This window comes from Brevundimonas sp. UBA7534 (assembly GCF_002479325.1).
Taxonomy (GTDB): domain Bacteria; phylum Pseudomonadota; class Alphaproteobacteria; order Caulobacterales; family Caulobacteraceae; genus Brevundimonas.
In genome coordinates, this window is record NZ_DLMO01000170.1 from 1 (window position 1) to 13,931 (window position 13,931).

At 69.5% G+C, this 13,931-nt stretch carries 17 protein-coding genes and 1 pseudogene; 13 read left to right on the forward strand and 5 right to left on the reverse strand.

What is annotated here, in order from left to right:
* The 4 genes and pseudogenes from B2U11_RS14305 to B2U11_RS14320 form a co-directional block, all read left to right on the forward strand.
* Window positions 1–865: pseudogene (locus B2U11_RS14305) on the forward strand (cell division protein FtsH); the annotation flags it as partial.
* A 157-nt stretch (window positions 866–1,022) separates the two neighbouring features.
* Window positions 1,023–2,243, forward strand: coding sequence for an acyltransferase family protein (locus B2U11_RS14310; protein WP_292072726.1), 1,221 nt, complete (start codon window positions 1,023–1,025; stop codon window positions 2,241–2,243).
* A 66-nt stretch (window positions 2,244–2,309) separates the two neighbouring features.
* On the forward strand, window positions 2,310–2,945 hold the full coding sequence (locus B2U11_RS14315) for a hypothetical protein (RefSeq protein WP_292072728.1): 636 nt from the start codon (window positions 2,310–2,312) through the stop codon (window positions 2,943–2,945).
* Window positions 2,946–2,948: 3 nt separating this feature from the next.
* Entirely contained in the window at window positions 2,949–3,248 is a 300-nt protein-coding gene (locus tag B2U11_RS14320; protein WP_292072730.1) for a winged helix-turn-helix domain-containing protein, read from the forward strand.
* Window positions 3,249–3,251: 3 nt separating this feature from the next.
* Here B2U11_RS14320 and B2U11_RS14325 read toward each other — a convergent pair whose 3' ends face one another.
* On the reverse strand, window positions 3,252–3,677 hold the full coding sequence (locus B2U11_RS14325; protein ID WP_292072732.1) for a GreA/GreB family elongation factor: 426 nt from the start codon (window positions 3,675–3,677) through the stop codon (window positions 3,252–3,254).
* Window positions 3,678–3,875: 198 nt separating this feature from the next.
* Here B2U11_RS14325 and folP point away from each other — a divergent pair, with 198 nt between their 5' ends.
* From folP to thiD, 4 genes are all read left to right on the forward strand, one after another.
* On the forward strand, window positions 3,876–4,721 hold the full coding sequence (gene folP / locus B2U11_RS14330) for a dihydropteroate synthase (protein ID WP_292072734.1): 846 nt from the start codon (window positions 3,876–3,878) through the stop codon (window positions 4,719–4,721).
* 31 nt (window positions 4,722–4,752) lie between these two features.
* Entirely contained in the window at window positions 4,753–5,106 is a 354-nt protein-coding gene (locus B2U11_RS14335; RefSeq protein ID WP_292072735.1) for a DMT family protein, read from the forward strand.
* Between the two features lie 45 nt (window positions 5,107–5,151).
* The gene (locus tag B2U11_RS14340; RefSeq protein WP_292072753.1) at window positions 5,152–5,493 is read left to right on the forward strand and encodes a DMT family transporter; all 342 of its coding nucleotides are present in this window, start codon (window positions 5,152–5,154) and stop codon (window positions 5,491–5,493) included.
* A gap of 98 nt (window positions 5,494–5,591) precedes the next feature.
* Window positions 5,592–6,377 (forward strand): bifunctional hydroxymethylpyrimidine kinase/phosphomethylpyrimidine kinase, encoded by a 786-nt coding sequence (thiD, locus tag B2U11_RS14345; RefSeq protein ID WP_292072737.1) that lies wholly within the window; start codon window positions 5,592–5,594, stop codon window positions 6,375–6,377.
* 13 nt (window positions 6,378–6,390) lie between these two features.
* On the opposite strand, the gene B2U11_RS14350 is transcribed toward thiD, so the two are convergent.
* Window positions 6,391–6,729 carry a VOC family protein gene (locus B2U11_RS14350; protein ID WP_292072739.1) on the reverse strand — a complete coding sequence of 113 codons (339 nt, stop codon included), beginning with the start codon at window positions 6,727–6,729 and terminating at the stop codon, window positions 6,391–6,393.
* Window positions 6,730–6,782: 53 nt separating this feature from the next.
* Here B2U11_RS14350 and B2U11_RS14355 point away from each other — a divergent pair, with 53 nt between their 5' ends.
* Entirely contained in the window at window positions 6,783–7,373 is a 591-nt protein-coding gene (locus tag B2U11_RS14355) for a nucleotidyltransferase family protein (RefSeq protein ID WP_292072741.1), read from the forward strand.
* On the opposite strand, the gene B2U11_RS14360 is transcribed toward B2U11_RS14355, so the two are convergent.
* A complete protein-coding gene (locus B2U11_RS14360) occupies window positions 7,370–9,718 on the reverse strand; it encodes a sensor histidine kinase (RefSeq protein ID WP_292072742.1) in 2,349 nt (782 codons plus the stop codon). The two genes, B2U11_RS14355 and B2U11_RS14360, sit on opposite strands and share 4 nt — an antisense overlap.
* A gap of 129 nt (window positions 9,719–9,847) precedes the next feature.
* On the opposite strand from B2U11_RS14360, the gene B2U11_RS14365 reads away from it, so the two are divergent.
* Window positions 9,848–10,279: a metallopeptidase family protein gene (locus tag B2U11_RS14365; RefSeq protein ID WP_201217285.1), complete on the forward strand. Its 432-nt coding sequence runs from the start codon at window positions 9,848–9,850 to the stop codon at window positions 10,277–10,279.
* Here B2U11_RS14365 and B2U11_RS14370 read toward each other — a convergent pair.
* Window positions 10,276–10,695 carry an AAA family ATPase gene (locus B2U11_RS14370; RefSeq protein ID WP_292072746.1) on the reverse strand — a complete coding sequence of 140 codons (420 nt, stop codon included), beginning with the start codon at window positions 10,693–10,695 and terminating at the stop codon, window positions 10,276–10,278. The genes B2U11_RS14365 and B2U11_RS14370 overlap by 4 nt on opposite strands.
* Window positions 10,696–10,851: 156 nt before the next feature.
* Here B2U11_RS14370 and B2U11_RS14375 point away from each other — a divergent pair, with 156 nt between their 5' ends.
* The 3 genes from B2U11_RS14375 to B2U11_RS14385 are packed head-to-tail and all read left to right on the forward strand — an operon-like array spanning window position 10,852 to window position 13,631.
* Window positions 10,852–11,901, forward strand: coding sequence for a ribonucleotide-diphosphate reductase subunit beta (locus B2U11_RS14375; protein WP_292072747.1), 1,050 nt, complete (start codon window positions 10,852–10,854; stop codon window positions 11,899–11,901).
* Between the two features lie 48 nt (window positions 11,902–11,949).
* Window positions 11,950–12,606: a glutathione S-transferase family protein gene (locus B2U11_RS14380; protein ID WP_292072748.1), complete on the forward strand. Its 657-nt coding sequence runs from the start codon at window positions 11,950–11,952 to the stop codon at window positions 12,604–12,606.
* Window positions 12,603–13,631 (forward strand): oxidoreductase, encoded by a 1,029-nt coding sequence (locus B2U11_RS14385; protein WP_292072750.1) that lies wholly within the window; start codon window positions 12,603–12,605, stop codon window positions 13,629–13,631. Before B2U11_RS14380 ends, B2U11_RS14385 begins: the two co-directional genes overlap by 4 nt.
* Before the next feature lie 17 nt (window positions 13,632–13,648).
* On the opposite strand, the gene B2U11_RS14390 is transcribed toward B2U11_RS14385, so the two are convergent.
* The coding region (locus B2U11_RS14390) for a flavodoxin-dependent (E)-4-hydroxy-3-methylbut-2-enyl-diphosphate synthase (RefSeq protein ID WP_292072752.1) at window positions 13,649–13,931 on the reverse strand (283 nt) is incomplete at its 5' end.

Consider the following 13,931-nt stretch of genomic DNA (forward strand, 5'->3'; position numbering starts at 1 on the left):
CTTCTCGGGCGCCGACCTGGCCAATCTGGTCAACGAGGCGGCGCTGATGGCGGCGCGCAAGGACCGGCGCATGGTCACGCACCGCGATTTCGAAGACGCCAAGGACAAGGTGCTGATGGGCTCGGAGCGTCGCTCCATGGCGATGAACGAGGAAGAGAAGCGCCTGACCGCCTATCACGAGGCCGGTCACGCCATTGTCGCCATGAACGTGAAGATGGCCGACCCCGTCCACAAGGCGACCATCGTGCCGCGCGGCCGGGCCCTGGGCATGGTGATGCAACTGCCGGAAGGCGACCGCTATTCCATGAAGTATCAGCAGATGATCGACCGGATCGCCATCATGGCCGGCGGCCGGGTGGCCGAGGAACTGATTTTCGGAACCGAGAACATCACCTCCGGCGCGTCGTCCGACATCGAACAGGCGACCAAGCTGGCCCGAGCCATGGTCACGCGCTGGGGCTTCTCCGAGAAGCTGGGCACGGTGGCCTATGGCGAAAACCAGGAAGAGGTCTTCCTGGGCCATTCGGTGGCGCGCAGCCAGAACATCTCGGAAGAGACGGCCCGCACCATCGACGAGGAGGTCCGCCGCCTGGTCACCTCCGGCTGGGACGAGGCGCGCCGCATCCTGACCGACAAGGCCAAGGACCATGAGGCCCTGTCGCAGGCCCTGCTGGAATACGAGACCCTGTCGGGCGAGGAGATCAAGGACCTGCTGGAGAAGGGCGTCGCGCCGAACCGCGACGAGAACAACTTCCCCAACGCCGGCCCTTCGGTCTCGGTGCCGGTCACGCCGGTGTCGGACGGGACCGAGATCGAGGTTCCCGCGTCGAAGCCCGCGTCGACCAGCGTGCCGACCGTGCACTGATCGCCGGGCAGGCCTGAAGGATCGCGCCCGTCGGGGGAGACCCCGGCGGGCGTTTTCGTGGTGGAGAGCGGCCGCCTCGAAAACGATCCTGCACCAACAAGTTTGCAAATCAGACTAGTCTATGAGATATCCTCGTCATGGACCTTGGGAGGGTTTGATGACGACCACCGATATCGACCGCGGCGAGCGCCTGCATGGGCTGGACGCCTTGCGCGGCTTCGCGCTGCTGCTGGGCGTGGTGCTGCACGCCGCCATGTCGTTTTTTCCCAGTCAGGTCTGGATCGTCGCCGACGACCAGCGCTCGGTTTGGGCCAGCGGCCTGTTCTTCGCCATCCACCTGTTCCGCATGGCGACCTTCTTCCTGATCGCCGGCCTGTTCGCCCACCTGATGCTGGGTCGGCGCGGGACCTGGGGCTTCGTCAAGGACCGACTGAGCCGCATCGGCGGTCCGCTGGCGGTGTTCTGGGGGCCAACGCTGGCCGCCATCGTGGCGGTGTTGATCTGGAACGCCGGCCTGCACGGTCAGACCGCCGGAGATGCGCCGCCGCCGCCCACCTATGATTGGACAAACATTCCGCTGACCCACCTGTGGTTCCTGTGGGTGCTGCTGATCCTCTACGCCGGCCTGCTGATCCTGCGCGCGGTCTTCAAGGCCTTGGACCGCAAGGGCGTGGCGTGGCGGGCGCTGGATCGGGCGACGGGGGCCCTCGTCGGGCCCGTCGGCCCCTTCCTGCTGGGCGCGCCTCTGGCGCTGGCGCTCTGGCTGCACCCGGCCTGGATCGCCTTCTTCGGCGTGCCGACGCCGGACGCGGGTCTGGTTCCCAATGCACCGGCGCTGGTCGGCTTCGGCCTGGCCTTTGGATTGGGCGCGCTGCTGGACCGTCGGCGCAATCTGCTGAAGCGGGTCGAGGCCTGGGCCCCCGCCTTGCTGGGGCTGGCGGTCGGCGCCGGGATCCTGGCCTTGATGCTGTCGGGCGGACCGACGCCGCGACTGGTCCCGATGACAGATCCCGCGATCAAGGCGCTGACGGCGGCCGCCTTCGGGGTTGCGACCTACGCCTCGGCCCTGGCGGCCGTGGGCCTGGCCCTGCGCGCCTTCGCCCGACACAGTGCGGCCCGGCGCTATTTGGCCGACGCCTCCTACTGGATCTACATCGTCCATCTGCCGCTGGTGATGGCGGCCCAGGTCCTGGTGCAGGACCTGACCTGGCCCTGGCCGACAAAGCTGGTCCTGGTCGTGGCGGGCGTGCTGGGCCTGTCGGTCGCCAGCTATGAACTGCTGATCCGCCACAGCTTCATGGGCCGCTGGCTGAACGGCCGGCGCGTGCCGTGGCGCAGAGCCGCCGCGCCCGCTCCCGCGCCGCTCGCCGCCGAATAGCTTGCCAACCCCGACGGCGGCGTTCATCCGGTTGGACGCCGCCGGCTTCACAGGAATCGATCGACGATGTCCGACAATCCCCGCAGCGCCGCCGAGGCCGATCTGGCCTTCCTGCGCGCCATCGTCCAGGGCGGGCCGAACGGCCGCGCCAGCCTGACCATGGGTGTGGCCTATCTGGCCGGCGGCCTGCTGTACGGCCTGCAGTGTCTGTTCCACATCGGCCAGGTCTGGGGCGTGATCCGATGGCCCGATCTGGCCGACCTGGCCTTCGTCGTGGCCATCTCGCTCGCCTTCCTGGCGGTGCTGACCTGGGCCGTCCTGACGGACCGCAAGGCGGGAACCGCCCCCGTCCAGACGCGCACCTTGAACGCGGCCTTTTCGGCCACCGGCATGGCCAATCTGGCCATCGTCATCATGTTCGGCGTCGGCGCTGCGCGGGATCAAGACTTCGCCATCTGGCTCTATTATCCGGCGGCGATCTTCGCCCTGCAGTCGGCCGCCTGGTACGTGGCCTACACCCTGCGACGAAAGGGCTGGATGCTGGCCTGCTCGATCGGCGGCTGGATCACGGCGGTGGCGCTCGGGCTGCTGGTGCGCCACGGCGACATCTACCTCTATGTCTGCACAGCCGCCCTGTTTCTGCTGTTTGCGGCGCCGGGATGGATCATGGTGCGCGACGCCCGGGCCAGACGGACCGCCTGATCCATGAGCCTGGAGCAACTCGGCAAGATCGACGAGGTCATCCACGGCCGGATGCGGCTGGGGATCATGGTCTATCTGGCCGACGCCGAGGCCGCCGACTTCACCGAGTTGAAGACGGTTCTGGAGGCGACCCAAGGCAATCTGTCGGTCCACTTGAAAAAGCTGGAGGAGGCCGGCTACGTCGCCATCGCCAAGAGCTTCGTCAACAACAAGCCGCTGACCCGCGTGTCGATCACCCCGGCCGGCCGCACCGCCTTCGCGACCTATCTCGACGCCTTGGGCGCCCTGATCGGACGGCCCTGAGCCTCAGGGGTCGATCAGGCTTTCCGGGTCCTCGATCATCACCGGCGTCAGGCTGCGTTCGGCGCCGGAGGGGTCGATCCAGGCGATGGTGCACCCTTCGACCAGGCCGATCAGCCCCGCGCCGACGTGAGACAGGACCGACACCTTGCCCGCGTCTATATCCGCCTCGTGGGGCAGGACGATCTGGATGCGGCGCGCCTCGGGCGACCGGCCGTCCACATAGTGCAGCCAGCGATGCAGCGGCGCCGCGCCCGCCGGCCGCTCGCCGGGCTCGCAGACGATGGCGCGATCCAGTTCCTGTTGCAGAAGGCCCGCGACCCCCTCGGCGGGCATGTCGCCGACGAGGCGTGACAGGGTCTGGTGATCCTCGACGCTGAGGAAGACGTCGGGACGCGTGGACGGCGTGGCCGGTGAAGCAGTGAAGGGCATGATGGGTCTCGCGGATCGCCGAGGGCGCGCACGGCGCCGGGCGGCGGATTGAAGCGTCAGGGTGTTCAGGTCGTCGCCCGGAACGGGGCGAAAGGCGCGCGGCCGTTCCGGGTCAGACGCCTGCGACGAGGCGTCCCGCGTGGGAAAGGCGTCGAGCCTGGCTGACGAAGCAAGCGATCACGGCTAGAGGCTGGTCCCATGCCGCACGAAAGTCAAACCGCCGCGCCGTCCATGACGCCGCAGGTCATGGGCATCGTCAATGTGACGCCCGACAGCTTCTCCGACGGCGGCAGGTTCGTCTCCGCCGAACGCGCGATCGACCATGCGATGCGGTTGGTCGAACAGGGCGCGGACGTGCTCGACATCGGCGGCGAGAGCACCCGGCCCGGCGCCGCTCCGGTCGCCGAGGCCGAGGAGATCGACCGCGTCGCGCCCGTCGTCGCGGCGATCCGCGCCCGTTGGGCCGGGGCGATCAGCGTCGACACCATGAAGCCGGGCGTCGCCCGCGCCGCCGTCGCCGCGGGTGCGACGATGTGGAACGACGTCAGCGCCCTGACCCATGCGCCCGACAGCCTGGGCACGGCGGCCGACCTGGGCTGCGAGGTGGTGCTGATGCACATGAAGGGCGAGCCGCGCACCATGCAGGACGCGCCCCATTACGAAGACGTCGTGGCCGAGGTCGTGGCCTATCTGGCCGGCCGCGCGCACGCGGCGATGGCGGCGGGCGTGGCGCGCGAACGGATCTGGCTGGACCCGGGCATCGGCTTCGGCAAGACGGCGGCGCACAACCTGGTCCTGACGGCACGGCTTGACGCCCTGACCGAGCTGGGATTCCCGGTCCTCTACGCCGCCAGCCGAAAGCGGACGATCCAGGCGATCGATCCCGCGGCCGTCGATGCGGACGACCGGCTGGGGGGCTCCATCGCCCTGGCGCTGGAGGGTGCGCGGCGCGGCGCCCGAATGGTGCGGGTTCACGACGTGCGCGAGACGGTCCAGGCGCTGAGGGTCCACATGGCCGTAGCGGCGGCCGCCGGTCGGGTGTAGGGGGCGAAAAACCTCTGCCGCAGAGCGCGTCATGCCCCTGAACCCCTATGTGACGCCGATCCTGCTGCTGGTCGTGTCCAACGCCTTCATGACCTTCGCCTGGTACGGGCACCTGAAGGGCGATCCCAAGCCGTTGTGGTTCGCGGTCCTCACCAGCTGGGGGATCGCCTTCTTCGAATACTGGTTCGCCGTGCCCGCCAACCGCATCGGCCATCAGGTCTATTCCGCGGCTGAGCTGAAGACGATGCAGGAGGTGATAACCCTGGCCGTCTTCGCCGGGTTCTCGGTGCTTTATCTCGGCGAGAAGCTGACGGTGAACCACCTGATCGGCTTCGGCTTCATCGCCGTGGGGGCCTTCTTCATCTTCAAGGGCCCCCTGCATTAGAAACCCGAGCTTGCCCCAGGGGCGGGCTTGTCCCACATGGGCGCCATGTCCTGGATATTCTCGATCAATCCGTGGCTGACGCTGGTCGTCGCCGGCCTTCTGGAGGTCCTGTGGGCCTCGGGTCTCAAGAACGTCAGCCTGCAGCGTCCCCTCGTGTCCCTGGGGGTGCTGGTCGCGCTGGCGGGCAGCATGATTCTGCTGTGGGCGGCGACGCAGAAGCTCCCGATCGGCACGGCCTATGCGGTCTGGACCGGCATCGGCGCGGTCGGCGCGGCCCTGGTCGGGATCGTCGTCTACGGCGAGCCGGCGACGGCGGTGCGGGCGGTCTGCATCCTGCTGATCGTGGCCGGCATCGTCGGGCTGAAGCTGTTTTCGGGCGCGCACTGATGAGCCCCGATCAGGCAGACGAACACGACGCGGGCGGCGGTAGCGGAATGCTCGCTCAAGCAGACGCCCGCCGCGCGGGCGGCGGTAGCGGAAGAAGCATGGGCCGGGTCCTGATCCTGGCGGGGTCGGACTCGGGCGGCGGCGCGGGCATCCAGGCCGACATCAAGGCGGTGACGATGATGGGCGGCTACGCCGCGACGGCCATAACCGCGATCACCGTGCAGAACACCCTGGGCGTCCACGGCGTCCATCCCCTGCCGCTGGACCTGATCCAGGCCCAGGCGCGGGCGGTGTTGGAGGATATCGGGACAGACGCCTGCAAGACTGGAATGCTGGGCTCGATCGAGGTGGTCGAGACGGTCGCCGCCCTGCTGGACGAGGCGCAGGCCCCCGCCGTCGTCGATCCCGTCATGGTGGCCAAGGGCGGGGCGGCTCTGCTGCCGGACGCGGCGGTCGAGGCGGTGAAGACGCTGATGATCCCGCGCGCCGCCCTGCTGACGCCGAACGCGCCCGAGGCCGAGGCCCTGACCGGCGTCGTTGTTCACGATCTGGACGGCCAGCGGCGCGCGGGCGAGGCCTTGCTGAGGCTCGGCGCCCGGGCCGTGCTGATGAAGGGTGGCCATGTGCCCGGACCGGCGGTGATCGACGTGCTGATGACGACGGACGGAGAGACGGTGCTGGAGGCCGCGCGGGTCGACACCCGCCACACCCACGGCACCGGCTGCACCCTGGCCAGCGCCTGCGCGGCGGGCCTGGCGCTGGGCCGGCCGCTGGAGGTCGCGGTGGCGGAGGCCTGGGCCTATGTCGGCGAGGCCATCCGCCGCGCGCCCGGCCTGGGCGGCGGTCACGGCCCGCTGGACCACGGCTGGCCCGTCAGGGGCTGACGCCGGACCGGTCTCAGGCCCTTGGCTGGGCCAGGACGACCAGATTGCCGTCTGGATCGCGCAATCGCAGGATGGACGTGTAATCGGCCGCTTCGACCTCGCCCGTGACCAGCCCGGCGTCGGCCAGCCGGTCGCGCTCGGCCCGGATGTCCTCGACGAACAGGGTCAGCGTCCCGCGACCCGCGTCCTCCGGCTTCTGAAACAGCTGCAGGCCGCCGTCGCCGCACTCCCATTCCAGCAGGCCTTCCATCGGATTCCGGTCCGCCTCGCGTCCGAACACGGCGGCGAACCAGCGCGCTGCGTCGGGCAGCGCCTTGCAGGACAGATTGGCGTAGACGGCGGCGATCGGCATGGCGGCTCCAGGAAGGGTTGTTCATCAACGGCGCCGGCCGCTATTGGCTGCGAATGAGTCGCGCCGAATCGACAGCCCTGACCGAACGTCTGGTGGAGATCGTGCGCCGGGACGCGGGCTTGATGCAGGTTCTGACGACGGTGCGTCGGCTTGAGCTGCCCGATTGGCGCATCGTCTCCGGGGCCGTCTATCAGTCGGTATGGAACGACGCGACCGGCCGCCCCGCCGGCTATGGGATCAAGGACTACGACCTGGCCTATTTCGACGCCTCGGACGTCTCCTACGAGGCCGAGGACGTGGTGATCCGCCGCGTCGCCGCCGCCTTCGACGAACCCTTCCGCAGCCAGGTCGAGGTCCGCAACCAGGCGCGGGTTCATCTGTGGTTCGAGAGCCGCTTCGGCGAGCCCTACTCGCCGCTGGGATCGACCGACGAGGCGCTGGGGCGTTTCGTGGCGCCGGCCTTCGCGGTGGGCGTGCGGCTGGAGGCCGACGAGCGGATCACGGTCGCCGCGCCGTTCGGGCTGGAGGACGTCTTCGCGCTGACCCTGCGCCCCAATCCGGATCGTCCGCTGGCCAAGGGCTGGACCCGCGCCGTCGACAACGCCCGCGCTCGCTGGCCCGAGCTGACGGTCATCGGCGGCTAGCGGCCGACGCCGTCTTCCAGCTGCAGTTCGGGGGCGGCGGCGGTCAGGGCGGCGCCCAGGGGCAGGTGCAGGATGAAGGCGGCGCCCTTGCCCGGTTCGCTCTCCACCTCGGCCCAGCCGCCATGCAGTTCGATCAGCGCCTTGACCAGGGCCAGGCCGACGCCCGGCCCGCCCCGCTCGCGCCGCACGAAGCGGTCGAACACATGGGCCTGCAGGTGATAGGGGATGCCGCGGCCGGTGTCGGCCACGGTCAGCCGGACCTCGGCCGGTCCCGCCTCGGCGGTCAGGGTGACGGCCCCGCCCTCGGAAACGGCGCGGGCGGCGTTCTCCAGCAGGTGATCCAGCGCCTGGCCGATGCGGCGGGCGTCGGCGCGGATGGGCCGCAGGTCCGCGGCGCAGGTCACGGTCAGGGTCGCGCCCCGCCCCTCGACCTTGGCGCGGATCTTGTCGGCGGCCTCGTCGAACAGGTCACGGATGCGCACGTCGCCCAGCGACAGCTCCATCTCGCCGGCGTCGATCTGGGCCATGTCCAGAACATCGTCGATCGAGCGGGCCAGCTGGCTGGCGGCGACGCGGATCGCGCCGGCGTGCTGGCGCATCCGGTCCGGCAGTTCTCCGGTCGCCTCCAGCAGTTCGGAATAGCCGACAATGGTCGTCAACGGCGTGCGCAGTTCGTAGGAGACGCTGCCGACGAACTCGCGCTTCAGGGCCTGACTTTCGGCCAGGGCCTGTTCGCGCTGGACCAGGGCCTGCTCCAGCTCGCGCCGGGCGGTGATGTCGGAGAAGGCCACCAGGGTGGCGCCGTCCGGCAGAGGGCGGGTCTGCCAGGCGGCGACGCGCCCGTCGGCGGCGCGGCCCTCGCCCGAGATGGCGATGCGGCTTTCCGGGTCGGGATCGGCCACACGCGCCTTCAGCCCCAGCCACAGAGCCGGGTCGGGCAGGGCGGCCTTGCACAGCTCGGCCAGGGCGTCGAAGTCGCCGGCGGCGGCGATCTGGTCGCCGCTCAGGCCCCAGAAACGCTCGAACGCCTCGTTGTGCAGCCGCACCCGCCCGTCCGAGCCGAACACGGCCACCGCGTCGTTCAACTTGTCCAGGGTGGCGCGCTGGACCTGCAGCTGGGCGTTGAAGCGGCTGCGCAGCTGCAACTCGTCGGTGATGTCCGAGAAGATCAGCAGGATGCCGCCCAGCGGATGCGGCTGGCGCACGACCCGCAGGGTGCGCCCGTCAGGCAGCGACCAGCTGTCGTCCGGGGCGGCCTCCGAGGCGCCGTAGAAGTCCAGCTCGTGCGCCTTCCAGCCCGCATAGTCGACCACCTCGGGCAGCCGGCGGCGCTGGCGCAGGTGGTCCAGCAGCTCGGCGTGGGTGGGGCGCTCGTCCAGCCAGGCGGGGTCCAGGTCGAACAGGGTGCGAAAGGCGGTGTTGTGGAAGGCCAGGCGCTTGGCCGGGCCGAAGATGGCCACGGCGTCGGCCAGGTGGTTCAGGGTCTCGTCGTGGGCCTCGACGTGGCGGCGCAGGGTGTCGCGCGTCTCCTCGGCCTCGGTCACCTCGATGGCGAAGGCCGTGACCGCGCCGCCGCCGGCCGGCTCGGCGATGATGCGCCAGGCGCGCCGGCGTTCTCCGCCGGTGGTCCAGCGGAAGCCCTCCTGGCGCACGCCCAGCCGTCGCGCCTCGGCCACCAGGGCGTCGGCCCCGCGGTCGAAGCTCATCTTGCCGGCCTGGGCGGTCTCCAGGGTCTCGGCCCCGATTTCCTCCAGGAAGGCCCTGTTGGCCCAGGCCAGCAGCCCGGCGCCGTCGGCGACCCAGGTGGGCGTGGGCGAGGCGTCGGCCAGCAGGGCCAGGCCGCTCTCGATCGCCTCGGGCCCGGTCAGGGTGACGCTGGAGGCCGGGGCCAGCCGCAGCCAGGCCAGGCCGCCGGCGACGCGTCCCTCGATCCGCCAGGGGCTTGCGGCGTCCAGACCGGCCTCGTCCAGCAAGGCCAGGCCTTCGAAGGCGCGGCCTTCCGCGACCAGGGCGTCGATGGCCGCGCCGTGGCTGGGACGCAGACGCTCCAGCAGCGCGGCGGCCGGGGTTTCGGCGCCGTCCGTCCAACGCGAGACAAGTTCGACGGGCCCCAGAATCTCGCGCGCCGCCCCGCCCTCGGCGTCCAGCGCCAGGCTGATGTCGTCAAAGGCCTGGATCAGGCCGGACGCGCGGCTGGCGGCGGCCTCCAGGGCGGCGCAGGACGCCTCGGCGTTCCGGGTCCTGGCTTCCAGCCGCGCGCGCAGCCGCCACGCCCAGGCGCTGACCGCCAGCGCCAGGCCGGCGGCGCCCGCTGTCGCGGCGTAGGCGATATCGGCCTGGGCCATGGTCGTCAGGACATCCTTCGCAGACGGGGCGGACCCCGATTCGCGCGTTCACCATACCTCAAGCCGGGCGGTTCGGCGCAGCGGCGATTGCCGGGTGGCGCGGCGCCGCGCGCCTGCTAGGGAGGGCGCATGATCCCGTCAGAGACGACCGCGCCGCCGCAGGCCTGGGCCGACCAGATCGCCCCCTCCCTGGACGACTTCGCCCGCCTGGCGCGGGACGCCTTTGACGCCCTGCCCGACGCCTTCCGCCTGGCCGCCGGGGAGGTGGTGTTCCGCATCGACGACTTCGCCGACGAGCAGACCCTGGCCGATCTGGAGATCGAGGACCCGTTCGAACTGACAGGCCTCTATCACGGCGTGGACATCGGCCGACGCGACAGCCTGGGTCCGGCCGCCGAGCCGTCGCGCATCTTCCTCTACCGCCGTCCGATCCTGGACGAATGGTGCGAGCGGGGCGATGTCGGCCTGTCGGAGATCATCGCCCACGTCCTGATCCACGAAATCGGCCACCACTTCGGCCTGAGCGACGACGACATCCACGCCATCGAGGATGCGGATTAGGCCTTGAGTCGTTCCAGCACGAAGGCGACCCGTTCGGAGGCCGTTGCGCGCGGCAGTTCGATCAGGTCGTAGCCGTAGGCGGGATAGACCCCGGCCATGACGTCGGGGGTGCGGCGGGCTTCGTCCAAATCTTGGCGGCGTTCGGCGTCCTGGGCGAAAATCTCGGGCCAGACCGGGGCGATGAAGGCCTGGCGATGATAGCGGAACTCTCGCGCCGCCCGGTCCATGTGCGCGGGGACCGGCAGCCCGCACAGCGTCAGATGGCCCATCACGTCGGGCACGCCCCGGTCATGGAACACTGGCCCTTCCGTCGCTGCCGAGCGGGCGTGAGCCGCCAGATCGTGATCCAGCATCAATTCGGCAAACAGCGCCCGGTCGCGCCGGGGCGGACCCCCGCGGTTCGTCCCCAGTCTCATCCCCAAAAAACTGAAGCGCGCCCACTAGATATAGCGGTCTGGAAAAATGTGATCGCTAAATGAGGTAAGTTCCTCTTGGCGCCGTGGATCGGCGGCCGCATGGTGAACGCCTCTTCGGATTCGCTCTCTCCGCTCCCGACCAAAGGTCTTCGCCCGATGAACGCCGTGACCCCGATCATCCGCGCCGACGCGCCCGGCCTCCTGACCCCCTCCGTCGCCTACAAGCCCTTCCGCTATCCGTGGGCCTTCGACATGTGGAAGAAGCAGCAGCAGGTCCACTGGATGCCCGAAGAGGTGCCGCTGGGCGAGGACGTCAAGGACTGGGCCTCCACCCTGAACGACAACGAACGCAACCTGCTGACCCAGATTTTCCGCTTCTTCACCCAGGCGGACATCGAGGTTCAGGACAACTACATGGAGCGCTACGGCCGGGTCTTCAAACCGACCGAGGTGAAGATGATGCTGGCCGCTTTCGGCAATATGGAGACCATCCATATCGCGGCCTACGCCCTGCTGCTCGAGACCATCGGCATGCCCGAGAGCGAGTTCGGCGCCTTCATGGAATACGAGGCCATGCGGGACAAGCACGACTACATGGGCCAGTTCGGGGTCGATAGCGACGCCGACATCTGCCGGACCCTGGCCATGTTCGGCGGCTTCTCGGAAGGCGTTCAGCTGTTCGCCAGCTTCGCCATGCTGATGAACTTCCCCCGCCTGAACAAGATGAAGGGCATGGGCCAGATCGTGTCCTGGTCGGTGCGCGACGAGAGCCTGCACTGCGAAGGCATCATCAAGCTGTACCACGCCTTCAACAAGGAAACCGGCGCGGTCACCAAGGCGGTCGCCGACGACATCGTCGACTGTTGCCAGACCGTGGTGAAGATGGAGGACAAGTTCATCGACCTGGCCTTCGAAATGGGCGCGGTCGACGGCATGACCCCGGACGACATCAAGCAATACATCCGCTTCATCGCCGACTGGCGCCTGCGCCAGCTGAAGCTGCCGGAAGTCTATGGGGTGAAGGAAAATCCCCTGCCCTGGCTGCAGTCGCTGCTGTCGGGTGTCGAACACGCCAACTTCTTCGAGGCCCGCGCCACGGAATACTCCAAGGCGGCGACGCAGGGGAACTGGCACGGCGCCGACGGCGTGTGGACCGAGTTCGACCGCATGATGGCCCGGCGCGACATGAGCCTGGTCGCGGGCTGACGCGAGGCCGCCTTCGGGCTAGGCTGGTCTTCCCAAGGGAGTCCGGCCATGCCCGCTGCAGCAAGCGACGAGATCGTCTTCTACACCAACCCCATGTCGCGCGGGCGCATCGCTCGCTGGATGCTGGAGGAGATCGGCCAGCCATACCGGACCGAGGTGCTGGCCTACGCCACGACCATGAAGGCGCCGGCCTATCTGGCCATCAATCCGATGGGCAAGGTCCCGGCGGTGGTGCATCGCGGGGTGACCGTGACCGAATGCGCCGCCGTCTGCGCCTATCTGGCCGACGCCTTTCCCGAGGCCGGCCTGGCCCCGGCGCTGAATGACCCCCGGCGCGGCCTCTATTATCGCTGGATGTTCTTCGCCGCGGGCCCGGTCGAGGCGTCCGTGACGGCCAATTCCCTGGGGCTTCTGCCGTCGGCCGAGAAATCGGCCATGGTCGGCTACGGTTCGTTCGAACAGACGGTCGACGCGCTGGAATACGCCGTCGATCAGGGCGGGCCCTGGCTGCTGGGCGACCAGTTCACCGCCGCCGACGTCTATGTCGGCAGCCAGGTGGCGTGGGGCCAGATGTTCAAGAGCCTTCCCGAACGTCCCGCCTTCCAGGCCTACGCCGCCCGCCTGATGAGCCGCCCCGCCGCGGTCCGGGCGCGCGAGATCGACGACGCCCTGATCGCCGAGGCCAAGACCAAGGCCGAACCTTGACGCCCGCCGGCGTCGCCCTGGTCGGTTACGGCTATGCCGGAAAGACCTTTCACGCGCCCCTGATCGCCGCAGCGACGGGCCTGAGACTGCACGCGGTCGTCTCCCGCCAGGGCGATGTGGTGAAGACCGACTGGCCGGAGGCGAAGATCGCCGCTGATCTCGACGCCGCCTTGGCCGATCCCGAGGTCGCGCTGGTCGTCATCGCCGCACCCAACGCCCTTCACGCGCCGATGGCCCGCCAGGCGCTGGAAGCCGGCCGCGCCGTGGTAGTCGACAAGCCCTTCACCCTGACCGTCGCCGAGGCGCGGGATCTGGCGGCCCTGGCCGAGGCGCGAGGCCTGTTGCTGTCCGTCTTCCACAACCGGCGCTGGGACGCCGACTTCCTGACGCTGCAAACCCTGATAGCCGAAGGGCGGCTGGGGCGGATCGTCCGCTTCGAGAGCCATTTCGACCGTTTCCGCCCGCAGGTGCGCGACCGCTGGCGCGAGGCGGACACGCCCGGCGCGGGGATTTGGTACGACCTGGGGCCGCATCTGATCGACCAGGCGCTAGTGCTGTTCGGGCGGCCGCTGGCGATCACGGCGGACTTGGCGATCCTGCGCGAGGGCGGACAGGCGACCGACTACGCCCATGCGGTGCTGCGCTACGACGGTTTCAGGGTCATTCTGCACGCCGACATGACCAGCCCGGCGCCGGACCTGCGCTTTTCGGTCCAGGGTACGCGCGCCGCCTGGATCAAGTCGGGCATGGACATCCAGGAGGATCAGTTGAAGACGAACGGCCGCGCCGGCGGCGACGGCTGGGGCCGGGACCCGCGACCGGGGATGCTGATCGACGGCGCGACGGGCGCGCACGTTCCCACGGACGACGCCTCGGGCGACTATCTCCGCTATTACGACCAGATCGCCTTGGCCCTCGGCGGCCGCGCCCCCAATCCGGTCCCGCCGGAGCAGGCCATCGCGGTGATGGAGGTGCTGCAGGCCGGGCTTCTGAGCGCGCAGCGCCGGGCCGAACAGCCGCTTTAGGAGCCCGTCGACCGCCGTTATTCGGCGGCCAGGAGTTCGGCCGCCCGCGCGGCTTCCAGCTCGGCGGCCTTTTCCTCGACCAGGCCGACGATGTGGTCGATCATCCCGTCGTTGGCCTGTTTGTGGGCGATCTTGCCGTTCAGATAGACCATGCCCGCCCCTTTGCCGCCGCCGGTGAAACCGACGTCGGTGTAAAGCGCCTCGCCCGGCCCGTTGACGACGCAGCCGATGATCGACAGCGACATGGCCGTCGAGATGTGCGCCAGCCGTTCTTCCAGAATCCCCACCGTCTCGATGACG